The sequence below is a fragment of the Priestia sp. 10L35 genome, assembly GCF_056395685.1.
The window spans coordinates 24,628-46,954 of sequence record NZ_JBFTKA010000013.1 but is presented as its reverse complement, the minus strand read 5'-3'; the positions used below and the strand labels follow the sequence as shown (position 1 = coordinate 46,954).

Below are 22,327 nucleotides of genomic sequence, written 5' to 3'. Positions count from 1 at the left end.
ACCCTCCTTCAAAACGTCGAAACCTCGGCTAGACGGCTGATTTCTCAAATGCCTAACCGAAATTCCCTATTAGACAGTTCCCGAATGTGCACAACAAATGGAAAACATTTCGTTGCATGAATAAATTCTACACCATCATCATTATAGACAACGAAATAGAATCTATACATATTAATTATACACGACGACGTTTTGGTGGGCGGCATCCGTTGTGAGGTACAGGAGTAACATCTTTAATAGCTGTTACTTCTAAACCTGCAGCTTGAAGAGCACGGATAGCTGCTTCACGACCAGCACCAGGGCCTTTAACTGTAACTTCAAGAGTTTTCATTCCGTTATCCATAGAAACTTTAGCAGCAGTTTCAGCAGCCATTTGCGCAGCAAATGGAGTAGATTTACGAGAACCTCTGAAGCCAAGTGCGCCTGCACTAGACCAAGCAATCGCATTACCGTGAACATCTGTAATTGTTACAATAGTGTTGTTAAACGTTGAGCGAATATGAGCTACACCAGCTTCAATATTCTTTTTCACGCGACGTTTACGTGTATTAGTTTTACGTGCCATCTGTTAATGACCTCCCTTACTAATTATTTCTTCTTGTTCGCTACAGTACGGCGTGGGCCTTTACGTGTACGAGCATTGTTTTTACTGTTTTGACCACGAACTGGTAAACTACGACGGTGGCGGATACCACGGTATGAACCAATCTCAATTAAACGTTTGATGTTTAAAGAAACTTCACGACGAAGATCGCCTTCTACTTTATAGCTATCTAAAATATCACGAATTTTACCTAATTCTTCTTCTGTTAAGTCACGAACGCGAGTATCTTCAGAAACTCCAGCTTCAGCTAGAACTTTTTCAGCAGTTGGACGACCAATACCGAAAATGTATGTTAATGAAATTACTACACGCTTGTCACGAGGAATATCAACACCAGCAATACGTGCCATATGAATAGTGCACCTCCTTATTGATTAACCTTGTTTTTGTTTATGCTTAGGGTTTTCACAAATTACCATTACTTTACCTTTTCTACGGATAACTTTACATTTTTCGCAGATTGGTTTAACTGATGGTCTGACTTTCATGTTTCATACCTCCTTGATAGTACGGAGTGCATAGGTTTTATTTGAAACGGTACGTAATTCTACCGCGAGTTAAATCGTATGGTGACAATTCTACAGTTACTTTATCACCAGGTAAGATTCGAATGAAATGCATGCGAATTTTTCCTGATACGTGAGCAAGTACTGTATGACCATTTTCTAATTCTACCTTGAACATAGCGTTAGGTAAAGTTTCAGCAACTGTACCTTCAACTTCAATTACATCGTCTTTTGCCATTAAAGTGCTCTCCTTTCTTTGAAACAGTAACAAGCTATCATTAAACGACTTAAAAAGAACCTGTTCTGAACATCCGGAGATCGTAATCATTAAATTCAAGATGATTGACGCTAATATACATCTTTACCATTTTAACAGCAATTCAGACGAAAAACGATCATCGTGAATTTAGATAATTACTGTTTACTGTCCAGTGCATCTAGCGAGGAATGGATAGAGATAACATCCTTTAACATTACAATGCTGTCAGAATTTCATATCCCGTCTCAGTAATTGCAATAGTATGTTCGAAGTGCGCACACATTTTACCATCTACTGTGACAACTGTCCAGTTATCAGGTAATGTTTTTACATATCGCATACCAGCATTCACCATTGGCTCAACTGCCAATACCATGCCTGGACGTAGACGCGGTCCTTTATTCGGTGGACCATAATGAGGTACTTGCGGATCTTCATGTAAGTCTTTGCCGACCCCATGGCCAACATATTCTCTTACAATCGAAAAGTTACGTGATTCTGCGTACTGTTGAATAGCATGTGAAATATTCGACAAACGCTCACCCGGCTTAGCTTCTGCTAATCCCTTGTAGAGAGATTGCTCAGTCACATTAAGCAGCTCTTGATTTTCTAATGAAATCTTTCCTACTCCATATGTCCAAGCTGAATCACCGTGATAGCCACCGAATTTAGCTCCGATGTCTAAACTGATGATATCTCCTTCATTAAGCTTGCGTTCACCCGGAATACCATGAACTAATTCTTCATTCACAGAAGCACATACACTGCCGCGAAAACCATTATACCCTTTAAAAGACGGAATTGCATCATGTTGACGAATAAAATTTTCAGCAATTGCATCCAATTCTATAGTCGTAATACCTGGAGCGATATGCTTTTTTAACTCTAGATGGGTTAAAGCCACGATTCGTCCAGCTTCACGCATGACCTCAATTTCCTCTGGTGTCTTGCAAATGATCATTGCTTAACCCCAGCAAGTAATTGACGAACATCCTCAAACACAATGTTAATATCTTGATTACCATTAATATTGCGTAGATAACCTTTTTCTTGATAGAAATCAAGTAGAGGTTGAGATTGTTTAACATTAACTGAAAGTCTAGTTGAAACCGTCTCAGCATTGTCATCTGCACGTTGGTAAAGCTCTCCGCCACATTTGTCACAAACTCCTTCTTTCGCAGGAGGATTGAATACTAAGTGGTAAGTAGCTCCGCAATCTTTACAAATGCGGCGTCCAGTAAGACGCTCCATTAAAATGCTTTGATCTACATCAATATTAATCACATAATCAATTTGCTTGTTTAGTTCTTTTGTAATTGTTTCAAGAGCTTCTGCTTGGGCTACTGTTCTTGGGAAGCCATCAAGTAAAAAGCCGTTTTCACAATCTTGTTTGTTTAAACGCTCGCGCACAATTCCAATTGTTACTTCATCAGGAACAAGGTTACCTTGGTCCATAAATGATTTAGCTTTTAAACCTAGTTGCGTTCCTTCTTTAATTGCAGCTCGGAACATATCTCCTGTTGAGATATGAGGGATATCGTAATGCTCAACGATTTTTTCTGCTTGAGTACCTTTCCCAGCACCAGGAAGGCCCATTAACACTAAATTCATTTCTTGCTTCCCCCTCAGTATCTTATCCGTTTAATGGGAAAGCAGCTTGCTTCCCACTAAACAGCTTTACTTAATAAATCCCTTATAATGGCGTTTCACTAATTGACTCTCAAGCTGTTTCATTGTCTCAAGAGCTACACCGACAACAATTAACAAACTAGTACCGCCGATCTGAGCAGATGATGGTAAGTTTGCAATTTTGATGAACAGAACCGGCAACACAGCAATTAACGCAAGGAATATCGAACCGATTAATGTCAGACGATATAACACTTTCGTTAAATAAGCTTGTGTGCTTTTACCAGGACGGATTCCTGGGATGTAGCCACCTTGCTTTTTCAAGTTCTCTGCTACTTGTTCAGGGTTAACTTGAACAAATGTATAGAAGTAACAAAAAGCAATGATTAACGCTACATACACTATCATACCAATTGGCTTAGTATAGTCAAATGTATTCTGAATCCACGTCGTTACATCATTTGGACCGAAAAATGATGCAATTGTTGGTGGTGTGATAATAAATGAAACTGCAAAGATAACAGGAATAACCCCAGCTGCATTTACTTTTAACGGTAAATGAGTGGATTGACCTCCAACAGGATTACGACCAGCTGAACCCTTTGCATATTGAATAGGAATTTTTCGTAGCGCTTGTTGGAAGTAAATAACCCCAACAATAATAGCTAAAACTGCAATCGCAATTAAAACTACCGTTACGATACGAATGAATAATTGATCCCCAACGTCTTCAAATTGCTGTGCATAAATTTGATTTAATGTTGTCGGAATACCAGCTGCAATCCCAGCAAAGATAATGATGGAAATACCGTTACCTACGCCTTTTGCAGTAATCTGCTCTCCTAACCACATTAAGAAGGCAGTACCTGCCGTTAACACTGTAGCAATTAGAAGATACGTAGAAATTCCTGGATTAGCGATCAATTGTCCGCCCGAAATATTGTTGAATCCTATAGACATACCTAAAGCCTGGATAAATCCAAGCACAATTGTTCCATAACGAGTTACTTGAGCTAATTTACGGCGCCCAACATCTCCCTGCTTTGACCATTCTGTAAACTTAGGTACAACATCCATCTGCAATAATTGGACGATGATGGATGCTGTAATATAAGGCATAATGCCCATAGCAAGAATGGAGAAGTTTTTTAACGCGCCGCCGCCAAATGTATTCAGAACCCCGAATACATTTAACCCATCTTGCAATTTTAGTACATCCGTATTAACACTTGGTACAGGAATAAATGTACCAATTCGGAAGACAATTAACATTAACAAAGTGAAAAAGATTTTTTGTCTTATTTCACGCACGCGCATTAAATTGGAGATTGTTTGAAACATTAGATCACCTCAACTGTACCGCCAGCAGCTTCGATAGCTTCTTTAGCAGTTGAAGAGAATTTAGCAGCTTTAACAGTTAGCTTAGAGTTTAATGTACCGTTTCCTAGTACTTTAACGCCAGCTTTTGCTTTGCTTACTAAACCAGTTTCGATTAATAATTCTGGTGTTACTTCAGTTCCATCTTCAAAACGGTTAAGAGCTTCTAAATTAACGATCGCGTATTCTTTGCGATTGATATTAGTGAACCCACGTTTTGGAAGACGACGGAATAAAGGAGTTTGACCACCTTCGAAGCCAGGTCTTACGCCACCGCCAGAGCGAGCGTTTTGCCCTTTGTGACCTTTACCTGAAGTCTTTCCGTTACCTGAACCAGTACCACGACCTACACGGTTACGTACTTTACGTGAACCTTCAGCTGGTTTCAATTCATGAAGTTTCATTCCGGAGCACCTCCTTAGAGTGACAATTTATACTTATTGCTCTTTTACTGTAACAAGGTGAGCTACTTTGTTAATCATTCCGCGAATTGCAGGATTATCGTCTTGAACGACAGTTTGATTTAACTTACGTAGGCCAAGTGTACGAACAGTTACACGTTGATCTTCTGGACGACCAATTACGCTACGAGTAAGGGTAATTGCTAGTTTGTTTGCCATTCCATATCCCTCCCTTATCCTAACAGTTCTTCTACAGTCTTGCCACGTAGTTTTGCAACATCTTCAGCACGTTTTAGGTTAGCTAAACCGTTAAGAGTTGCACGTACCATGTTGATTGGAGTGTTTGAACCTAAAGATTTAGATAGAATATCACTTACTCCACCCAATTCTAGTACCGCACGAACTGGGCCACCAGCGATAACTCCTGTACCTTCAGAAGCAGGTTTTAAGAAAATTTGACCTGCACCAAATTGTCCAAGGATTTCGTGTGGAATAGTTGTACCAACCATAGGTACAGTAATTAAGTTTTTCTTCGCATCTTCAATTGCTTTACGGATTGCATCTGGTACCTCTTGTGCTTTACCAGTACCGAATCCAACGTGACCGTTTTTGTCACCAACTACAACTAATGCAGCGAAGCGGAAACGACGTCCACCTTTCACAACTTTAGCTACGCGGTTAACGGTAACAACACGTTCTTCAAGCTCTAATTTATTTGGATCAATACGACGCATGATTTTCCCTCCTTTTACAATTAGAATTGTAATCCAGCTTCACGAGCAGCGTCAGCTAATGCTTTAACACGGCCATGATATAAATAACCGCCACGGTCGAATACTACTTCGTTTACACCTTTTTCTACTGCGCGTTTAGCGACTAATTCGCCAACTTTGATAGCAGCTTCAGTGTTACCAGTGCTTTCTAAAGTCAGGTCTTTATCTAACGTTGAAGCACTTGCGATTGTTACTGAATTTAAATCGTCGATAACTTGTGCGTAAATATGTTGATTAGAACGGAACACGTTTAAACGCGGACGAGTTGCAGTTCCAGATAACTTCGCACGAACACGAGCATGTCTTTTTTTACGAACTTTGTTTTTATCAAGCTTCGTGATCATTTCGGGCACTCCTTTCTTTTACCTAACCGGCATTACTTCTTAGCAGTTTTACCTTCTTTACGACGTACATATTCGCCTTCGTAACGAATACCTTTACCTTTGTAAGGCTCTGGTGGACGAACGTCACGAATATTTGCAGCTAATGCACCTACGCGTTCTTTATCAATACCTTTAATAACGATCTTAGTTTGAGAAGGAACTTCGATTTCGATTCCTGTTTCAGGAGTAATCTCAACTGGGTGAGAGTATCCAACGCTCAATACTAATTTGCTACCAGATTTTTGTGCACGGTAACCTACACCGACTAATTCTAAACCACGTTCGAATCCTTTAGTAACACCTTCAACCATGTTACCTAAAAGGCTACGAGTAGTTCCGTGAAGAGCGCGGTGCTCTTTATTGTCACTAGGACGATTAACAACTAATACGTTGTCTTCAACTTTAATTTCGATTTCAGGGTGGAATGTACGAGTTAATTCACCCTTTGGTCCTTTTACAGTTACAGTGTTGCTCTCGTTCGTAACTGTAACACCTGCTGGAAGTTCTAAAGGCTTTTTACCAACACGTGACATAGTTACACCTCCATTCACATTTAAAACTTATTACCAAACGTACGCTAATACTTCTCCACCAGCTTGCTTTTGACGAGCTTCTTTGTCAGTTAAAACACCTTGAGAAGTAGAAACGATTGCGATACCTAAACCGTTAAGTACACGTGGTACTTCGTTATTTTTCGCATAAACACGTAGACCAGGTTTACTGATACGTTTTAAGCCTGTAATTACACGTTCGTTATTTGAACCGTATTTTAAGAAGATACGGATAATACCTTGTTTGTTGTCTTCGATGTATTCTACATCACGTACGAAACCCTCACGCTTAAGGATTTCTGCAATTTGCTTCTTAATGTTAGAAGCAGGAACTTCAATTTTCTCATGACGAACCATGTTCGCATTGCGGATACGAGTTAGTAAATCTGCAATAGGATCAGTCATTACCATATTAATTTACCTCCTTCCCAAACTTGGGTTTTACCAACTAGCTTTTTTAACACCAGGAATTTGACCTTTATAAGCAAGCTCACGGAAACAAATACGGCAAAGCTTGAATTTACGTAGTACTGAGTGTGGACGTCCACAACGTTCGCAACGTGTATACTCTTGTACTTGGAATTTTTGCTGGCGTTTTTGCTTCGCAATCATTGATTTTTTAGCCACATTTTCGCCTCCTCTGCTTAACGTTGGCAGTTATTACTTCTGGAATGGCATACCGAACTGAGTTAAAAGCTCACGAGCTTCTTCATCAGTGTTTGCTGTTGTAACAATAACGATATCCATACCACGAACTTTAGTTACTTTATCATAATCGATCTCTGGGAAGATCAATTGTTCTTTAACACCTAACGTGTAGTTTCCACGACCATCAAATGCTTTTTTAGATACACCACGGAAATCACGCACACGTGGAAGTGATACTGATACTAGTTTATCGAAGAATTCGTACATACGCTCGCCGCGTAAAGTAACTTTCGCACCGATTGGCATACCTTCACGAAGACGGAAACCAGCGATAGATTTTTTCGCACGAGTTACAACAGGTTTTTGACCAGTGATTTCAGCTAGTTCTTCAACAGCGTTATCTAAAGCTTTTGAGTTAGAAACAGCATCACCGATACCCATGTTGATTACGATCTTGTCGATTTTTGGCACTTGCATTACAGATTCATAATTAAACTTGCTAACTAGAGCAGGAGTAATCTCTTTTGTAAATTTCTCTTTAAGACGGTTCATGTGAACTAAACCTCCCTTCACATTTCATTAATTATTTATCTAAAGTTTCACCAGATTTTTTTGCTACACGTACCTTTTTGCCATCGATAACTTGGTACCCAACACGAGTTGGCTCACCAGATTTAGGATCCAACGGCATTACGTTTGATACGTGGATAGGTGCCTCTTGGCTAACGATTCCACCTTGTGGATTTACTTGAGAAGGTTTAGAGTGTTTTTTCACAACGTTCACACCTTCAACAAGTACACGGTCTTTCTTTGGGAAAGCTGCAAGTACTTCACCTTGCTTACCTTTGTCTTTACCAGAGATAACCACTACTTTGTCGCCCTTTTTAACATGCATCCTATTCGCACCTCCTTAAAAGGCATTTTGTATTTGTTCTATATATCAATTAGATAACTTCTGGAGCTAATGATACGATCTTCATGAAGTTGTTATCACGTAATTCACGAGCAACTGGTCCGAAGATACGAGTACCACGTGGTCCTTTGTCGTCACGGATGATTACGCAAGCATTTTCGTCGAAACGGATGTAAGAACCGTCAGTACGGCGAACACCACTTTTTGTACGTACAACAACAGCTTTAACAACGTCACCTTTTTTAACAACGCCTCCTGGTGTTGCTTGTTTCACCGTACAAACGATAACATCACCAATGTTTGCTGTCTTACGACCTGAACCACCAAGTACTTTAATAGTAAGTACCTCACGTGCACCAGAGTTGTCTGCAACTTTTAAACGAGATTCTTGTTGAATCATGTACGAAACCTCCCTTCGGATGAATCATTCTTATCCGATCTATCTTAACTATTAGATGATAACAGCTTTTTCTACAACTTCTACTAGACGGAAACGTTTAGTAGCTGATAACGGACGAGTTTCCATGATCTTCACGATATCGCCTAGTTGAGCTGTATTGTTTTCATCGTGAGCTTTGAATTTCTTTGAGTATTTTACACGCTTGCCATAAAGCGAATGCTTTTTGTAAGTTTCAACAAGAACAGTAACAGTCTTATCCATTTTGTCAGAAACTACGCGGCCAGTGTAAACTTTACGTTGGTTGCGTTCACTCATTCTGAAAGCCTCCTCTCAGACTTAATTATTTATTAGCAGCAATCTCTCTTTCACGAACTACAGTTTTCATACGAGCGATCGATTTGCGCACTTCGCGAATACGAGTAGTATTCTCTAATTGTCCAGTCGCTAATTGGAAACGAAGGTTAAACAACTCTTCTTTTAAAGCCTTAACTTTTTGTTCAATTTCAGCAGTGGTAAGGTCACGAATTTCATTAGCTTTCATTAGAATCACCACCAATTTCTTCACGTTTTACAAACTTACATTTTACAGGTAGCTTGTGTGCAGCTAAACGTAAAGCTTCACGTGCAACCTCTTCAGATACACCTGAAATTTCAAACATTACTTTTCCAGGTTTAACAACTGCTACCCAACCTTCAGGAGCACCTTTACCAGAACCCATTCGGACTTCTAGAGGCTTAGCAGTATAAGGTTTAGAAGGGAAAATTTTAATCCATACTTTACCGCCACGTTTCATGTAACGAGTCATTGCGATACGAGCAGCTTCGATTTGACGGTTTGTAATCCAAGAAGCTTCAGTAGCTTGTAAACCGAATTCACCGAAATGTACTTCCGTACCACCTTTAGCGCGTCCACGCATTTTTCCACGGTGTTCGCGACGATATTTAACGCGTTTTGGTAATAACATAATTATTTTCCTCCTTCCTCAGTTTTCTTTTTAGTAGGAAGAACCTCTCCACGATAGATCCATACTTTCACACCAAGTTTACCATAAGTAGTATCTGCTTCAGCGTGAGCATAGTCAATATCAGCGCGAAGTGTATGAAGTGGAACTGTACCTTCACTGTAATATTCAGAACGAGCAATATCAGCTCCGCCTAAACGACCAGATACCATTGTTTTGATACCTTGTGCGCCAGCACGCATGCTACGTTGGATAGCTTGCTTTTGAGCACGACGGAATGATACACGGTTCTCAAGTTGGCGAGCGATGTTTTCAGCTACTAGTTTAGCATCTAAATCTGCTCGTTTAATTTCAAGGATGTTAATGTGTACACGCTTGCCTGTTAATTGGTTAAGAGCTTTACGAAGTGATTCTACTTCAGTACCACCTTTACCAATTACCATACCAGGTTTTGCAGTGTGGATCGTTACGTTTAAGCGGTTAGCAGCGCGTTCGATTTCAACTTTAGAAACAGCTGCATCGTTTAAACGTTTAGCGATATATTCACGTACTTTTAAGTCTTCATGTAATAAGTCAGCGTAGTCTTTGCCAGCGAACCATCTTGATTCCCAATCACGGATGACACCGACGCGAAGACCGACCGGATTTACCTTTTGACCCATGAATTATCCCTCCTTCTTTTCTGATACCACGATTGTGATGTGGCTTGTGCGCTTGTTAATTTGGCTTGCACGTCCCATAGCGCGTGGACGGAAACGTTTTAAAGTTGGACCTTCGTTAACAAAAGCGTCAGTAATAACTAAATTGTTAGCGTCCATTTCATAATTGTGTTCTGCATTGGCAATAGCAGATTTTAATACTTTCTCAACGACTGGAGAAGCAGCCTTTGGTGTGTGAAGTAGCACTGCTAGCGCTTCACCCACTTGCTTACCTCGAATTAAATCTACAACTAAACGAACTTTACGAGGAGCAATACGTACTGTTCTCGCGACAGCTTTAGCTTGCATTTAAAAGCCTCCTCTCATATTAGCGTCTTGTTTTCTTATCATCACTTGCGTGACCTTTGTAAGTACGAGATGGTGCGAATTCACCAAGTTTGTGACCTACCATGTCTTCAGTAACATAAACTGGTACATGTTTACGACCGTCATATACAGCAATTGTATGACCAATGAACTGAGGGAAGATAGTTGAACGACGAGACCAAGTTTTTACTACTTGCTTGCTGTCAGTTTCGTTTAACTTCTCAATTTTGTTGATTAAATGGTCATCTACAAAAGGTCCTTTCTTTAAGCTGCGACCCATAAATGAACCTCCCTTCGTGATTGTCCTACGGTTCGTTTGAACCGTAGCTCAATCCCGTTATTTTTTACGACGACGAACGATAAATTTATCGGATTTGTTTTTCTTCTTACGAGTTTTGTAACCAAGTGTTGGTTTACCCCATGGACTCATTGGAGACTTACGTCCGATTGGAGCACGTCCTTCACCACCACCGTGTGGGTGATCGTTAGGGTTCATTACAGAACCACGTACAGTTGGACGGATACCTAACCAACGAGAACGACCGGCTTTACCGATGTTGATTAACTCGTGTTGTTCGTTACCAACTTGACCTACAGTTGCACGACAAGTTGCAAGAATCATGCGTACTTCACCAGAAGTTAAACGTACTAATACGTATTTACCTTCTTTACCAAGTACTTGAGCAGATGTACCTGCAGAACGAACTAATTGTCCACCTTTACCAGGTTTCAATTCGATGTTGTGTACTACTGTACCAACAGGAATGTTAGCTAAAGGAAGCGCGTTACCTACTTTAATGTCAGCTTCAGGACCTGACATAACTTCTAAACCTACTTTTAGGTTTTTAGGAGCAAGGATGTAACGTTTTTCACCATCAGCATAATGAATTAATGCGATGTTAGCTGAACGGTTTGGATCATATTCGATTGTAGCAACGCGTCCAGGTATTCCATCTTTATCGCGTTTAAAATCGATGATACGGTATTGACGCTTGTGCCCACCACCTTGGTGACGAACAGTCAATTTACCTTGGTTGTTACGACCACCTTTTCTCTTGACAGGTGCAAGTAACGATTTTTCTGGTTTGTCAGTAGTAATTTCAGCGAAATCAGAAACTGACATGCCACGACGACCATTTGAGGTTGGTTTATACTTTTTAATCGCCATCTCAATTTCCCTCCTTCTCTAGTAATCTTAAGCTTCGAAGAATTCGATTTCGTTGCTCTCTTGAGTTAGTGTTACTACCGCTTTACGACGACGGTTAGTAAGACCACTGTAGCGACCTACACGCTTGAATTTACCTTTGTAGTTCATGATGTTTACTTTTTCAACTTTTACGTCAAAGATTTTTTCGATAGCATCTTTAACCTCAGTTTTATTAGCTCTTACATCAACATCAAACGTATATTTTTTCTCAGCCATTAAGTCTGTTGAACGTTCTGTAATTACGGGGCGCTTAATAATATCACGAGGATCTTTCATTATGCAAGCACCTCCTCTACTTTTTCAACTGCGTCTTTAGTGATTACAAGCTTATCATGGTTCATAACGTCTAATACGCTTAAACCATTAGCTGCAACAACTGTTACACCAGGAATATTACGTGCTGAAAGTGCAACGTTTTCGTTAAGATCAGCAGTTACTACTAATGCTTTGCGTTCTACTGTTAGGTTTTTAAGAACTGCTACCATTTCTTTTGTTTTTGGAGCATCAAAAGAAAGAGCTTCAAGAACAACGATGCTGTTATCTTGAACTTTAGTTGATAATGCAGACTTAATTGCTAAACGACGAACTTTTTTAGGTAATTTGTAGCTATAGCTTCTTGGAACTGGACCAAACACTACGCCACCACCACGCCATTGTGGAGAACGGATAGATCCTTGACGAGCACGACCAGTACCTTTTTGACGCCATGGCTTACGGCCACCGCCTCTTACTTCAGAACGATTTTTAACTTTAGAAGTACCTTGACGTTGAGATGCGCGTTGCATTACGATCGCGTCGAAAAGTACTTTGTTGTTTGGTTCGATACCGAAAACGGCATCTTGAAGTTCGATTTCTCCAACGTTTTCACCGTTTTGGTTAAACAATGCTACTTTTGGCATTGGTTATTCCTCCTTTCTCGAAGAATTATTATTTAGATTTAACTGCAGATTTAACAGTAACTAGAGATTTTCTAGCTCCTGGCACGTTACCTTTTACTAATAAAAGATTGCGTTCTGCGTCAACTTTAACGATTGATAAGTTTTGCACAGTGATGCGCTCTCCACCCATGCGTCCTGGTAATAATTTACCTTTGAATACGCGGTTTGGAGCTACAGGACCCATTGAACCTGGGCGACGGTGGTAGCGAGAACCATGAGACATAGGTCCGCGAGATTGTCCGTGGCGTTTAATAGCACCTTGGAAACCTTTACCTTTTGAGATTCCTGTTACATCAATTACATCGCCTTCTGCGAAAATATCAACCTTGACTTCTTGACCAACTTCATATGCTGAAGCGTCCACACCGCGTAACTCACGGATGAAGCGCTTAGGAGCAGTATTAGCTTTAGTAGCATGTCCTTTTGCAGGTTTGTTAGATAGTTTTTCACGGATATCTTCGAAACCTAATTGGATTGCTTCGTAACCGTCTGTCTCAGCGTTTTTAACTTGAAGAACTACGTTAGCAGAAGCTTCAATTACTGTTACTGGGATCAAGTCACCATTTTCAGCAAATACTTGAGTCATACCGATCTTTCTTCCTAAGATTCCTTTGGCCATTAGTCACACCTCCTAAGTATCTTTTCATTCTTTATTTTAAATTAAAGTTTAATTTCGATATCTACACCAGATGGTAAGTCTAAACGCATTAATGAATCAACAGTTTGTGGTGTTGGATTCACGATATCAATTAAGCGTTTATGCGTGCGCATTTCGAACTGCTCACGAGAATCTTTATATTTGTGTACTGCACGTAGAATTGTATAAATTGATTTTTCAGTCGGTAATGGAATCGGACCAGATACAGCCGCACCAGAACGTTTTGCAGTTTCTACGATTTTCTCAGCAGATTGATCAAGAATTCTGTGATCATATGCTTTTAAACGAATGCGAATTTTTTCTTTTGCCATTATTTTCCCTCCTTTTTCGCCTATTTTACAATAGACATTCTCCGCGGAAATTTCCCCACACTCGCCATGGCAAAGCGGCCGGGTGTGTCGGCAACCTTCCGCATCATCGCAGTCAAAGACCAACATTTTTATTATACTAAAAATGGGTTCATATTGCAACAATAAAGTTAAAAAACTTTTTTATGTGTCGCACACTTTTTTCATTATATATAAAAGGAGATCATTTTGCAAGTGTAATAGTAAAAACTATCTTTACCTTTTATCACCAAATAAAAAAGGAGTAGGTTACCCTACTCCCTTTACTGAAACGAGAAATTACTCGCTGATTTTAGCTACAACGCCAGCGCCTACTGTACGTCCACCTTCACGGATTGAGAATTTAGTACCTTCTTCAATCGCGATTGGAGCGATAAGTTCAACAGTCATTTCGATGTTGTCGCCAGGCATTACCATTTCTACGCCTTCAGGTAAGTTACAAATACCAGTTACATCAGTTGTACGGAAGTAGAACTGTGGACGGTAGTTTGTGAAGAATGGAGTGTGACGTCCACCTTCGTCTTTAGAAAGAACGTATACTTCAGCAGTAAATTTAGTGTGTGGAGTGATTGAGCCTGGTTTAGCTAATACTTGTCCACGTTGGATTTCTTCACGTGCTACACCACGAAGTAAAGCACCGATGTTGTCGCCAGCTTCAGCATAGTCAAGAAGCTTACGGAACATTTCTACACCTGTTACAGTAGTAGATTTTGGCTCTTCAGTTAAACCGATGATGTCGATAACGTCACCAACTTTAACTTGTCCACGCTCTACACGACCTGTAGCAACTGTACCACGACCAGTGATTGAGAATACGTCCTCAACTGGCATCATGAATGGTTTTTCAGTGTCACGTTCTGGAGTTGGGATGTACTCATCAACAGCGTCCATAAGCTCGATGATTTTAGCTTCCCAATCAGCTTCGCCTTCAAGAGCTTTAAGAGCAGAACCTTTGATTACTGGTACATCGTCACCAGGGAAGTCGTATTCAGAAAGAAGGTCACGTACTTCCATTTCTACTAATTCAAGTAGCTCTTCGTCGTCTACCATGTCACATTTGTTTAAGAATACAACTAGGTAAGGTACACCTACTTGACGAGAAAGAAGGATGTGCTCACGAGTTTGTGGCATTGGACCATCAGCAGCAGATACTACTAAGATACCGCCATCCATTTGAGCAGCACCAGTGATCATGTTTTTAACATAGTCAGCATGTCCTGGGCAGTCAACGTGTGCATAGTGACGAGTGTCAGTTTCGTACTCAACGTGTGCAGTTGAGATTGTGATTCCACGCTCGCGCTCTTCTGGAGCAGCGTCGATCATGTCGTAAGCCATTGCTGCACCTTTACCACTTTTCTTAGCAAGAACAGTAGTGATAGCAGCTGTTAAAGTTGTTTTACCATGGTCAACGTGACCAATTGTACCGATATTGGCATGTGTTTTTGAACGGTCGAATTTTTCCTTAGCCATTCGAAAATCCTCCTTAAAATTCATGTAGTTTATGTTTTATGAGGCCGTGAAAGGGAATGAGCTCCACTTTCACAGCGTACATAAGTAGTTATACTTCAATAAAGAGTGAAAATCAATTATTCACCTTTATTTTTTTTAATAATTTCTTCTGAAATTGATTTAGGAACTTCTTCGTAGTGATCGAAGTGCATAGAATATGTTCCGCGACCTTGAGTGTTTGAACGTAATGCAGTTGCATAACCAAACATTTCAGAAAGTGGAACGAATGCACGTACAACTTGAGCGTTACCGCGTGCTTCCATACCTTCTACACGTCCACGACGAGACGTAATGTCACCCATGATATCTCCTAAGTATTCGTCAGGGATAACAACTTCAACCTTCATCATTGGTTCAAGGATAGCTGGGCTACATTTTGATACTGCGTTTTTAAGAGCCATAGAAGCGGCAATTTTAAACGCCATCTCACTTGAGTCAACGTCATGGTAAGATCCATCAACTAAAGCAGCTTTGATATCGATTAATGGATAACCAGCAACAACACCGTTTTGTAATGCATCTTCAAGACCAGCTTGAACTGCAGGGATGTATTCACGTGGAACTACACCACCAACGATTTTGTTCTCAAATTCAAAGCCTTTTCCTTCTTCGTTAGGTTCGAACTCAATCCAAACGTGACCGAATTGTCCACGACCACCAGATTGACGAGCGAATTTACCTTCAACTTTCGCACCAGCGCGGAAAGTTTCACGGTAAGCTACTTGAGGAGCACCAACGTTTGCTTCTACTTTGAATTCGCGACGCATACGGTCAACGATGATGTCAAGGTGAAGCTCACCCATACCAGAGATGATGATTTGACCAGTCTCTGTATTAGTTTCCGCACGGAAAGTTGGATCTTCTTCTTGTAACTTTTGAAGAGCTGTAGTCATTTTATCTTGGTCAGCTTTTGATTTTGGCTCAACAGATAAAGAGATAACTGGCTCTGGGAATTCCATAGACTCAAGAATTACAAGACTCTTTTCGTCACATAGAGTATCACCAGTAGAAGTATCTTTTAATCCTACAGCTGCCGCGATATCTCCAGCGTATACTTCAGAAATCTCTTCACGAGAGTTAGCATGCATTTGTAGGATACGACCTACACGCTCACGCTTACCTTTTGTAGAGTTCTTGATGTATGAACCAGAGCTTAGTACACCAGAGTACACACGGAAGAACGTTAATTTACCAACATAAGGATCCGTCATAACTTTGAACGCTAATGCTGAGAAAGGAGCGTTGTCGCTAGACTCACGCGTAACTTCTTCTTCTGTGTCAGGTACGATACCTTGGATTGATGGTACATCAACTGGAGATGGTAGGTAGTCAATTACTGCATCTAGCATTAATTGTACACCTTTGTTTTTGAATGCTGAACCACAGATAACTGGGTAGAATTCAACGTCACAAGTACCTTTACGGATACCAGCTTTTAGTTCTTCAACTGTAAGCTCGCCTTCGTCTAAGTACTTCATCATTAATTCTTCATCAAGTTCTGCAACAGCTTCTACTAAGCTTGCACGGTATTCTTCAGCTTGCTCTTTGTATTCCTCAGGAATTTCACGAGACTCTGAACGAGTACCTAAGTCATCTTCGTAGAAGTATGCTTTCATTTCCACTAGGTCAATGATTGCTTCGAACTCATCTTCAGCACCAATTGGCAACTGAATTGGGTGAGCATTTGCACCTAAACGATCGTGGATCGTTTTTACAGAGTACAAGAAGTCAGCACCAATTTTGTCCATTTTGTTAACGAATACGACACGGGGAACACCGTACGTAGTCGCTTGACGCCATACTGTTTCTGTTTGAGGCTCAACACCAGATTGAGCATCAAGAACTGCCACAGCTCCATCAAGTACACGTAATGAACGCTCAACTTCAACAGTGAAGTCTACGTGTCCAGGAGTATCGATGATGTTAACGCGGTGACCTTTCCAAGAAGCAGTTGTCGCAGCAGACGTGATAGTGATACCACGTTCTTGCTCTTGCTCCATCCAGTCCATTTGTGAAGCTCCTTCATGAGTTTCACCAATTTTATGGATACGGCCAGTATAATAAAGAACACGCTCAGTTGTTGTTGTTTTACCAGCATCAATGTGAGCCATGATCCCAATATTACGAGTGTTTTCTAAGGAGAACTCTCTTGCCATCTTAGGTATTTCTCCTTCCATATTATAATTTGTTTTTTAAAAAGTTTCGTTAAAAGATTACCAACGGTAATGAGCAAATGCTTTGTTAGCTTCTGCCATTTTGTGAGTATCTTCACGTTTCTTAACTGCAGCACCAGTGTTGTTAGCTGCATCAAGGATTTCGTTAGCTAAACGCTCTTCCATCGTTTTTTCTCCACGAAGACGAGCATAGTTTACTAACCAACGAAGACCTAAAGTAGTACGACGCTCTGGACGTACTTCTACAGGAACTTGGTAGTTAGAACCCCCTACACGGCGTGCTCTAACTTCTAGTACAGGCATGATGTTTTTAAGAGCTTGGTCGAATACTTCCATAGCTTCTTTACCACTGCGCTCTTGTACTAAATCGAATGCTCTATAAAGAATAGCTTGTGACTTACCGCGCTTTCCATCAAGCATCATTTTGTTGATTAAGCGAGATACAAGCTTAGAATTGTAAATCGGATCTGGTAATACGTCTCTTTTTGCAACAGGTCCCTTACGTGGCATTCTACTTCCTCCTTTCACTTTTAAAAGTTTATCTATTAATTGTTAAGCTATTATTTTTTAGCTGCTTTTGGTCGCTTAGTACCATATTTAGAACGACCTTGCATACGGCCATCCACACCAGCAGTATCAAGTGCACCACGTACGATATGGTAACGTACCCCTGGTAAATCTTTTACACGTCCACCGCGGATAAGTACCACGCTGTGTTCTTGTAAGTTGTGACCAATACCTGGGATATAAGCTGTTACCTCGATACCGTTTGTTAAACGTACACGAGCATATTTACGAAGAGCCGAGTTCGGTTTCTTCGGTGTCATAGTACCCACACGTGTACATACACCACGTTTTTGTGGAGAAGATTGGTTAGTTTGAGCTTTTTTGAAGCTGTTGTAACCTCTGTTTAAAGCAGGTGAGTCAGATTTTTTACCTTTACTCACACGACCATTACGGATTAATTGGTTAATAGTAGGCATTTAAATTTTCCTCCTTTCGCCTTTTGTAAGACCACACATCCAGGTGGTTCATTTTTTAGCAAAAAACAAAGTCTTTGAAACTAAAAGTTCAAAAACGTGTTAACTAATAATTGCAACAGTTGCAGCGTTAACTTCTATCCTACAAGCTTGACCAAGCTTTCGCATAGAAGGGACATACGTATACGGAACGTTTTCTTGCTGTGCTGTTTTTGCCACAATGGATGTGACATAAAAATCAGCGTCTTCAGCAATGATGACTTCCTTTACTGTACCTTTTTTTAATGCTTTCACCGTCTGCTTTGTTCCTACAATAATATGATCAGCCTGTAATACTTTTTCATAAGACATTATCATATCCTCCAAAGTAACAGGTAGTTTATAGGAGCACCTTTGATATAGTATCATTCCCTAGAATGGATGTCAACTAACGTTTTGTAGTTTTTTTAAAAAACATCCATTCTAGAGTAATGATTTTATAATTAGTCGATTGTTACCGTTTCTTCAGCTTGGTTTTTGATCGGTTCAGCATTACGATATCTCGTCATACCTGTACCAGCCGGAACTAGCTTACCAATGATAACATTCTCTTTAAGTCCAAGCAACTCATCACGTTTTCCTTTGATTGCAGCATCGGTAAGAACACGGGTTGTTTCTTGGAATGATGCAGCAGATAAGAAGGAATCAGTTTCAAGAGATGCTTTTGTAATACCAAGTAATACAGGACGACCCGTCGCTGGACGATTACCTTCAAGTAATACTTTTTCATTTGCATCAGTGAATTGGTGAATATCAAGTAATGAACCTGGTAATACATCTGTATCTCCTGAATCCATTACGCGCACTTTACGAAGCATTTGGCGAACCATTACCTCTACGTGTTTATCTCCAATTTCTACCCCTTGCATACGGTATACTTTTTGCACCTCACGAAGCAAGTACTCTTGTACAGCCGTGATGTCTTTTACTTTTAGTAATTCTTTAGGATCAATTGAACCTTCTGTTAATTCTTGACCACGTGCAATGCGCTGTCCTTCAATAACTTTCAGACGTGCACTGTACGGAGCTGTGTAAGAACGCGTTTCAATCTCTCCTTGAACAGTAATTTCATGTTGACGATCGCGTCCTTCAGAAATGCCGGCAATTGTACCTTCAATTTCAGAAATAACGGCTTGACCTTTAGGGTTACGCGCTTCGAAGATCTCTTGGATACGCGGTAAACCTTGAGTGATATCGTCTCCAGCAACCCCACCTGTATGGAATGTACGCATCGTTAACTGTGTACCTGGCTCACCGATAGATTGAGCAGCGATGATACCAACTGCTTCACCCACTTCAACTTCTGAACCAGTTGCAAGGTTACGACCGTAACATTTTTTACATACACCGTGGCGAGTGTTACAAGTGAATGCAGAACGAATCCATACTTCTTCAACACCAGCATCCACAATTGTTTCAGCTAGGTCTTCTGTAATTAGTTCGTTTTCTTTCACTAACACTTCGTTTGTTCCTGGGTGAAGTAGTGTTTTTCTTGCATAACGTCCAATTAGACGCTCATCAAGTTTCTCAATTTCTTCTGTTCCTTCTTTGATTGCAACAGCCAGAATACCGCGGTCTGTACCACAGTCGTCATCACGTACGATAACGTCTTGTGCCACGTCAACCAGACGACGAGTAAGGTAACCTGAGTCAGCAGTTTTAAGAGCCGTATCGGCAAGACCTTTACGTGCACCATGGGTAGAGATAAAGTACTCTAATACTGTTAAACCTTCACGGAAACTAGATTTGATTGGTAACTCAATGATACGACCAGACGGGTTGGCCATTAGTCCACGCATACCTGCAAGCTGAGTGAAGTTAGATGCGTTACCACGGGCACCAGAGTCACTCATCATGAAGATTGGGTTGCGTTTGTCTAATGACGCCATTAATTTACCTTGGATAACGTCTTTCGCGCTACTCCATACAGAGATAACACGCTCATAACGCTCATCTTCAGTAATTAAACCGCGACGGAATTGTTTTAGTACGTTATCTACTTTAGCTTGCGCTTCTGTTAAGATAACTTCTTTTTCTCCTAAAACCACGATATCAGCTACACCAACTGTAATACCGGCTTTAGTAGAATATTTGAAACCTAGGTCTTTCATACGGTCAAGCATTTTAGAAGTCTCAGTAATTTTGAAACGTTTAAATACTTCAGCGATAATATTACCTAAGATTTTTTTCTTAAACGGTGCGATAGCCGGTTGATTCTTGATGAATTCCTTCACATCTGCACCTTTTTCAACAAAGTACTTCTCAGGAGTTTTCACTTCTAAGTTTTCTCTTGTTGGTTCGTTAATGTATGGGAACGATTTTGGTAAAATTTCGTTGAAAACTAATTTACCAACCGTTGTAACAAGCAACTGTTGATTTTGTGCTTCTGTAAACGTTTCGTTGTTTAAAGAACCTGCATACACACCTACACGTGTATGAAGATGCACATAACCGTTTTGGTACGCTAATAGTGCTTCATTTGTATCCTTGAACACCATACCTTCTCCAACAGCCTCTTCACGCTCAAGCGTTAAGTAGTAGTTACCTAATACCATATCCTGTGAAGGTGTAACAACTGGTTTACCATCTTTAGGGTTCAAGATATTTTGAGCAGCAAGCATTAAGATACGTGCTTCTGCTTGTGCTTCTGCAGATAATGGGACGTGAACCGCCATTTGGTCACCGTCAAAGTCAGCGTTATATGCTGTACATACAAGCGGGTGAAGACGGATAGCGCGACCTTCTACAAGCGTAGGTTCAAATGCTTGAATACCTAGTCTGTGTAGCGTTGGTGCACGGTTTAAAAGAACTGGATGCTCTTTAATAACCGATTCTAATACGTCCCATACTTCAGGTTGCACGCGTTCAATTTTACGTTTTGCACTCTTGATGTTATGAGCTAAACCGCGTTCAACAAGCTCTTTCATTACGAAAGGTTTGAAAAGCTCTAACGCCATTTCTTTTGGAAGACCACATTGATACATCTTTAAGTTCGGACCTACAACGATTACCGAACGGCCAGAGTAGTCAACACGTTTACCTAATAAGTTTTGACGGAAGCGACCTTGCTTACCTTTTAACATGTGAGAAAGAGATTTTAATGGACGGTTACCTGGTCCTGTTACCGGACGTCCGCGACGACCATTATCGATTAATGCATCTACAGCTTCTTGAAGCATACGCTTTTCGTTTTGAACGATAATGCTAGGAGCTCCAAGGTCTAATAAACGCTTTAAGCGGTTGTTACGGTTAATTACACGACGATATAAATCATTTAGATCAGACGTAGCAAAGCGTCCACCATCTAATTGAACCATTGGACGAAGTTCTGGCGGAATAACCGGTAGAACGTCTAAAATCATCCAAGAAGGTTCGTTACCAGAATGACGGAAAGCCTCTAGTACTTCTAAACGTTTAATAGCACGTGTACGACGTTGACCTTGAGCAGTTTTCAATTCTTCTTTCAAAGCATCTACTTCTTTATCAAGATCGATGTCATGCAATAATTTCTTAACAGCTTCAGCACCCATTGCTGCATGGAAAGTTTGTCCGTACTTCTCACGATACGCACGGTATTCTTTCTCTGATAAAAGCTGTTTCTTTTCAAGTGGTGTATCACCAGCATCTGTTACTACATAAGAAGCAAAATAAATGATTTCCTCTAGCGCACGAGGGGACATGTCTAAGACAAGTCCCATGCGGCTAGGAATACCTTTAAAGTACCAAATATGAGAAACAGGTGCAGCTAGTTCGATATGACCCATGCGTTCACGACGAACTTTTGCGCGCGTAACTTCTACGCCGCAACGATCACATACAACACCTTTATAACGAACGCGCTTATATTTTCCACAGTGACATTCCCAGTCCTTTTGTGGACCAAAAATACGCTCACAGAATAAGCCGTCTTTTTCAGGTTTTAACGTACGATAGTTGATCGTTTCAGGTTTTTTTACCTCACCGTACGACCAAGAACGAATTTTATCTGGCGAAGCTAGACCGATTTTCATATACTCAAAGTTATTTACATCTAGCAAGGAGCCT

The 22,327-nt window shown here is 40.5% G+C and carries 34 protein-coding genes; all 34 read right to left on the bottom strand.

What is annotated here, in order from left to right; translation table 11 throughout:
- Window positions 1-175: 175 nt before the first annotated feature.
- The gene (gene rpsK / locus AC1DEF_RS26295; protein ID WP_013054951.1) at window positions 176-565 is read right to left on the bottom strand and encodes a 30S ribosomal protein S11; all 390 of its coding nucleotides are present in this window, start codon (window positions 563-565) and stop codon (window positions 176-178) included.
- A 23-nt stretch (window positions 566-588) separates the two neighbouring features.
- Window positions 589-954, bottom strand: a complete 366-nt coding sequence (gene rpsM / locus AC1DEF_RS26290; RefSeq protein ID WP_013054950.1) for a 30S ribosomal protein S13 — start codon at window positions 952-954, stop codon at window positions 589-591.
- A gap of 24 nt (window positions 955-978) precedes the next feature.
- Entirely contained in the window at window positions 979-1,092 is a 114-nt protein-coding gene (gene rpmJ / locus AC1DEF_RS26285; RefSeq protein WP_003156543.1) for a 50S ribosomal protein L36, read from the bottom strand.
- 37 nt (window positions 1,093-1,129) lie between these two features.
- Complete coding sequence (infA, locus tag AC1DEF_RS26280; RefSeq protein WP_010285101.1) at window positions 1,130-1,348, bottom strand: translation initiation factor IF-1; 219 nt, start codon at window positions 1,346-1,348, stop codon at window positions 1,130-1,132.
- Between the two features lie 235 nt (window positions 1,349-1,583).
- Window positions 1,584-2,330, bottom strand: coding sequence for a type I methionyl aminopeptidase (gene map / locus AC1DEF_RS26275; protein WP_043982709.1), 747 nt, complete (start codon window positions 2,328-2,330; stop codon window positions 1,584-1,586).
- Window positions 2,327-2,980, bottom strand: a complete 654-nt coding sequence (locus tag AC1DEF_RS26270) for an adenylate kinase (RefSeq protein ID WP_013054948.1) — start codon at window positions 2,978-2,980, stop codon at window positions 2,327-2,329. Before AC1DEF_RS26270 ends, map begins: the two co-directional genes overlap by 4 nt.
- Before the next feature lie 66 nt (window positions 2,981-3,046).
- On the bottom strand, window positions 3,047-4,339 hold the full coding sequence (gene secY / locus AC1DEF_RS26265; RefSeq protein ID WP_013054947.1) for a preprotein translocase subunit SecY: 1,293 nt from the start codon (window positions 4,337-4,339) through the stop codon (window positions 3,047-3,049).
- Window positions 4,339-4,779, bottom strand: coding sequence for a 50S ribosomal protein L15 (rplO, locus tag AC1DEF_RS26260; RefSeq protein WP_013054946.1), 441 nt, complete (start codon window positions 4,777-4,779; stop codon window positions 4,339-4,341). The genes secY and rplO overlap by 1 nt, the downstream gene beginning before the upstream one ends.
- A 33-nt stretch (window positions 4,780-4,812) precedes the next feature.
- A complete protein-coding gene (gene rpmD / locus AC1DEF_RS26255) occupies window positions 4,813-4,995 on the bottom strand; it encodes a 50S ribosomal protein L30 (RefSeq protein ID WP_013054945.1) in 183 nt (60 codons plus the stop codon).
- 14 nt (window positions 4,996-5,009) lie between these two features.
- Entirely contained in the window at window positions 5,010-5,510 is a 501-nt protein-coding gene (rpsE, locus tag AC1DEF_RS26250; protein WP_013054944.1) for a 30S ribosomal protein S5, read from the bottom strand.
- Window positions 5,511-5,530: 20 nt separating this feature from the next.
- A complete protein-coding gene (gene rplR / locus AC1DEF_RS26245) occupies window positions 5,531-5,893 on the bottom strand; it encodes a 50S ribosomal protein L18 (RefSeq protein WP_013054943.1) in 363 nt (120 codons plus the stop codon).
- Window positions 5,894-5,925: 32 nt separating this feature from the next.
- Window positions 5,926-6,465: a 50S ribosomal protein L6 gene (gene rplF, locus AC1DEF_RS26240; RefSeq protein ID WP_013054942.1), complete on the bottom strand. Its 540-nt coding sequence runs from the start codon at window positions 6,463-6,465 to the stop codon at window positions 5,926-5,928.
- A gap of 30 nt (window positions 6,466-6,495) precedes the next feature.
- Window positions 6,496-6,894, bottom strand: coding sequence for a 30S ribosomal protein S8 (gene rpsH / locus AC1DEF_RS26235; protein ID WP_028410368.1), 399 nt, complete (start codon window positions 6,892-6,894; stop codon window positions 6,496-6,498).
- A 30-nt stretch (window positions 6,895-6,924) separates the two neighbouring features.
- Window positions 6,925-7,110, bottom strand: coding sequence for a type Z 30S ribosomal protein S14 (locus tag AC1DEF_RS26230; protein ID WP_013054940.1), 186 nt, complete (start codon window positions 7,108-7,110; stop codon window positions 6,925-6,927).
- Window positions 7,111-7,143: 33 nt separating this feature from the next.
- On the bottom strand, window positions 7,144-7,683 hold the full coding sequence (rplE, locus tag AC1DEF_RS26225; RefSeq protein WP_013054939.1) for a 50S ribosomal protein L5: 540 nt from the start codon (window positions 7,681-7,683) through the stop codon (window positions 7,144-7,146).
- Between the two features lie 31 nt (window positions 7,684-7,714).
- The gene (gene rplX / locus AC1DEF_RS26220; protein ID WP_013054938.1) at window positions 7,715-8,026 is read right to left on the bottom strand and encodes a 50S ribosomal protein L24; all 312 of its coding nucleotides are present in this window, start codon (window positions 8,024-8,026) and stop codon (window positions 7,715-7,717) included.
- Between the two features lie 49 nt (window positions 8,027-8,075).
- A complete protein-coding gene (gene rplN, locus AC1DEF_RS26215; RefSeq protein ID WP_013054937.1) occupies window positions 8,076-8,444 on the bottom strand; it encodes a 50S ribosomal protein L14 in 369 nt (122 codons plus the stop codon).
- 51 nt (window positions 8,445-8,495) lie between these two features.
- Entirely contained in the window at window positions 8,496-8,759 is a 264-nt protein-coding gene (gene rpsQ / locus AC1DEF_RS26210; RefSeq protein WP_013054936.1) for a 30S ribosomal protein S17, read from the bottom strand.
- 25 nt (window positions 8,760-8,784) lie between these two features.
- Window positions 8,785-8,985 (bottom strand): 50S ribosomal protein L29, encoded by a 201-nt coding sequence (rpmC, locus tag AC1DEF_RS26205; protein ID WP_013054935.1) that lies wholly within the window; start codon window positions 8,983-8,985, stop codon window positions 8,785-8,787.
- Window positions 8,975-9,409, bottom strand: a complete 435-nt coding sequence (rplP, locus tag AC1DEF_RS26200) for a 50S ribosomal protein L16 (RefSeq protein WP_013054934.1) — start codon at window positions 9,407-9,409, stop codon at window positions 8,975-8,977. Before rplP ends, rpmC begins: the two co-directional genes overlap by 11 nt.
- A 2-nt stretch (window positions 9,410-9,411) precedes the next feature.
- On the bottom strand, window positions 9,412-10,068 hold the full coding sequence (gene rpsC, locus AC1DEF_RS26195; protein ID WP_013054933.1) for a 30S ribosomal protein S3: 657 nt from the start codon (window positions 10,066-10,068) through the stop codon (window positions 9,412-9,414).
- A gap of 3 nt (window positions 10,069-10,071) precedes the next feature.
- Window positions 10,072-10,413, bottom strand: a complete 342-nt coding sequence (gene rplV, locus AC1DEF_RS26190) for a 50S ribosomal protein L22 (protein ID WP_013054932.1) — start codon at window positions 10,411-10,413, stop codon at window positions 10,072-10,074.
- 19 nt (window positions 10,414-10,432) lie between these two features.
- Entirely contained in the window at window positions 10,433-10,711 is a 279-nt protein-coding gene (rpsS, locus tag AC1DEF_RS26185) for a 30S ribosomal protein S19 (protein ID WP_013054931.1), read from the bottom strand.
- Between the two features lie 57 nt (window positions 10,712-10,768).
- A complete protein-coding gene (gene rplB, locus AC1DEF_RS26180) occupies window positions 10,769-11,599 on the bottom strand; it encodes a 50S ribosomal protein L2 (RefSeq protein WP_013054930.1) in 831 nt (276 codons plus the stop codon).
- A gap of 27 nt (window positions 11,600-11,626) precedes the next feature.
- Entirely contained in the window at window positions 11,627-11,914 is a 288-nt protein-coding gene (gene rplW, locus AC1DEF_RS26175) for a 50S ribosomal protein L23 (protein WP_013054929.1), read from the bottom strand.
- Entirely contained in the window at window positions 11,914-12,537 is a 624-nt protein-coding gene (gene rplD / locus AC1DEF_RS26170; RefSeq protein ID WP_013054928.1) for a 50S ribosomal protein L4, read from the bottom strand. Before rplD ends, rplW begins: the two co-directional genes overlap by 1 nt.
- 28 nt (window positions 12,538-12,565) lie before the next feature.
- Complete coding sequence (gene rplC, locus AC1DEF_RS26165) at window positions 12,566-13,195, bottom strand: 50S ribosomal protein L3 (protein WP_013054927.1); 630 nt, start codon at window positions 13,193-13,195, stop codon at window positions 12,566-12,568.
- A 41-nt stretch (window positions 13,196-13,236) separates the two neighbouring features.
- The gene (gene rpsJ / locus AC1DEF_RS26160; RefSeq protein WP_013054926.1) at window positions 13,237-13,545 is read right to left on the bottom strand and encodes a 30S ribosomal protein S10; all 309 of its coding nucleotides are present in this window, start codon (window positions 13,543-13,545) and stop codon (window positions 13,237-13,239) included.
- A 315-nt stretch (window positions 13,546-13,860) separates the two neighbouring features.
- On the bottom strand, window positions 13,861-15,051 hold the full coding sequence (gene tuf / locus AC1DEF_RS26155; RefSeq protein WP_013081371.1) for an elongation factor Tu: 1,191 nt from the start codon (window positions 15,049-15,051) through the stop codon (window positions 13,861-13,863).
- 116 nt (window positions 15,052-15,167) lie between these two features.
- Window positions 15,168-17,246 (bottom strand): elongation factor G, encoded by a 2,079-nt coding sequence (gene fusA / locus AC1DEF_RS26150; RefSeq protein WP_043982712.1) that lies wholly within the window; start codon window positions 17,244-17,246, stop codon window positions 15,168-15,170.
- Between the two features lie 57 nt (window positions 17,247-17,303).
- A complete protein-coding gene (rpsG, locus tag AC1DEF_RS26145; protein WP_013054923.1) occupies window positions 17,304-17,774 on the bottom strand; it encodes a 30S ribosomal protein S7 in 471 nt (156 codons plus the stop codon).
- A gap of 50 nt (window positions 17,775-17,824) precedes the next feature.
- Window positions 17,825-18,247: a 30S ribosomal protein S12 gene (gene rpsL / locus AC1DEF_RS26140; protein ID WP_013054922.1), complete on the bottom strand. Its 423-nt coding sequence runs from the start codon at window positions 18,245-18,247 to the stop codon at window positions 17,825-17,827.
- A 99-nt stretch (window positions 18,248-18,346) separates the two neighbouring features.
- Complete coding sequence (locus tag AC1DEF_RS26135; RefSeq protein ID WP_013054921.1) at window positions 18,347-18,595, bottom strand: 50S ribosomal protein L7ae-like protein; 249 nt, start codon at window positions 18,593-18,595, stop codon at window positions 18,347-18,349.
- A 131-nt stretch (window positions 18,596-18,726) separates the two neighbouring features.
- The gene (gene rpoC / locus AC1DEF_RS26130; protein ID WP_013081369.1) at window positions 18,727-22,320 is read right to left on the bottom strand and encodes a DNA-directed RNA polymerase subunit beta'; all 3,594 of its coding nucleotides are present in this window, start codon (window positions 22,318-22,320) and stop codon (window positions 18,727-18,729) included.
- Window positions 22,321-22,327: the final 7 nt, after the last annotated feature.

Coding starts and splice junctions, on each gene's coding strand:
- rpsC (WP_013054933.1), bottom strand. CDS start 10,068: ATGGGTCAAAAGGTAAATCCGGTCGGTCTTCGCGTCGGTGTCATCCGT.
- rpsE (WP_013054944.1), bottom strand. CDS start 5,510: ATGCGTCGTATTGATCCAAATAAATTAGAGCTTGAAGAACGTGTTGTT.
- rplO (WP_013054946.1), bottom strand. CDS start 4,779: ATGAAACTTCATGAATTGAAACCAGCTGAAGGTTCACGTAAAGTACGT.
- rpsQ (WP_013054936.1), bottom strand. CDS start 8,759: ATGAGTGAACGCAACCAACGTAAAGTTTACACTGGCCGCGTAGTTTCT.
- AC1DEF_RS26135 (WP_013054921.1), bottom strand. CDS start 18,595: ATGTCTTATGAAAAAGTATTACAGGCTGATCATATTATTGTAGGAACA.
- AC1DEF_RS26270 (WP_013054948.1), bottom strand. CDS start 2,980: ATGAATTTAGTGTTAATGGGCCTTCCTGGTGCTGGGAAAGGTACTCAA.
- rpmJ (WP_003156543.1), bottom strand. CDS start 1,092: ATGAAAGTCAGACCATCAGTTAAACCAATCTGCGAAAAATGTAAAGTT.
- rpsJ (WP_013054926.1), bottom strand. CDS start 13,545: ATGGCAAAAGAAAAAATTCGCATTCGTTTAAAAGCATATGATCACAGA.
- rplE (WP_013054939.1), bottom strand. CDS start 7,683: ATGAACCGTCTTAAAGAGAAATTTACAAAAGAGATTACTCCTGCTCTA.
- rpsM (WP_013054950.1), bottom strand. CDS start 954: ATGGCACGTATTGCTGGTGTTGATATTCCTCGTGACAAGCGTGTAGTA.
- rplR (WP_013054943.1), bottom strand. CDS start 5,893: ATGATCACGAAGCTTGATAAAAACAAAGTTCGTAAAAAAAGACATGCT.
- tuf (WP_013081371.1), bottom strand. CDS start 15,051: ATGGCTAAGGAAAAATTCGACCGTTCAAAAACACATGCCAATATCGGT.
- rplN (WP_013054937.1), bottom strand. CDS start 8,444: ATGATTCAACAAGAATCTCGTTTAAAAGTTGCAGACAACTCTGGTGCA.
- infA (WP_010285101.1), bottom strand. CDS start 1,348: ATGGCAAAAGACGATGTAATTGAAGTTGAAGGTACAGTTGCTGAAACT.
- fusA (WP_043982712.1), bottom strand. CDS start 17,246: ATGGCAAGAGAGTTCTCCTTAGAAAACACTCGTAATATTGGGATCATG.
- map (WP_043982709.1), bottom strand. CDS start 2,330: ATGATCATTTGCAAGACACCAGAGGAAATTGAGGTCATGCGTGAAGCT.
- rpsL (WP_013054922.1), bottom strand. CDS start 18,247: ATGCCTACTATTAACCAATTAATCCGTAATGGTCGTGTGAGTAAAGGT.
- rpsS (WP_013054931.1), bottom strand. CDS start 10,711: ATGGGTCGCAGCTTAAAGAAAGGACCTTTTGTAGATGACCATTTAATC.
- rplF (WP_013054942.1), bottom strand. CDS start 6,465: ATGTCACGTGTTGGTAAAAAGCCTTTAGAACTTCCAGCAGGTGTTACA.
- rpmC (WP_013054935.1), bottom strand. CDS start 8,985: ATGAAAGCTAATGAAATTCGTGACCTTACCACTGCTGAAATTGAACAA.
- rpsK (WP_013054951.1), bottom strand. CDS start 565: ATGGCACGTAAAACTAATACACGTAAACGTCGCGTGAAAAAGAATATT.
- rplX (WP_013054938.1), bottom strand. CDS start 8,026: ATGCATGTTAAAAAGGGCGACAAAGTAGTGGTTATCTCTGGTAAAGAC.
- rpsG (WP_013054923.1), bottom strand. CDS start 17,774: ATGCCACGTAAGGGACCTGTTGCAAAAAGAGACGTATTACCAGATCCG.
- secY (WP_013054947.1), bottom strand. CDS start 4,339: ATGTTTCAAACAATCTCCAATTTAATGCGCGTGCGTGAAATAAGACAA.
- rplB (WP_013054930.1), bottom strand. CDS start 11,599: ATGGCGATTAAAAAGTATAAACCAACCTCAAATGGTCGTCGTGGCATG.
- rplC (WP_013054927.1), bottom strand. CDS start 13,195: ATGGCCAAAGGAATCTTAGGAAGAAAGATCGGTATGACTCAAGTATTT.
- rpmD (WP_013054945.1), bottom strand. CDS start 4,995: ATGGCAAACAAACTAGCAATTACCCTTACTCGTAGCGTAATTGGTCGT.
- rplD (WP_013054928.1), bottom strand. CDS start 12,537: ATGCCAAAAGTAGCATTGTTTAACCAAAACGGTGAAAACGTTGGAGAA.
- rplW (WP_013054929.1), bottom strand. CDS start 11,914: ATGAAAGATCCTCGTGATATTATTAAGCGCCCCGTAATTACAGAACGT.
- rpsH (WP_028410368.1), bottom strand. CDS start 6,894: ATGGTAATGACTGATCCTATTGCAGATTTACTAACTCGTATCCGCAAT.
- rplV (WP_013054932.1), bottom strand. CDS start 10,413: ATGCAAGCTAAAGCTGTCGCGAGAACAGTACGTATTGCTCCTCGTAAA.
- rplP (WP_013054934.1), bottom strand. CDS start 9,409: ATGTTATTACCAAAACGCGTTAAATATCGTCGCGAACACCGTGGAAAA.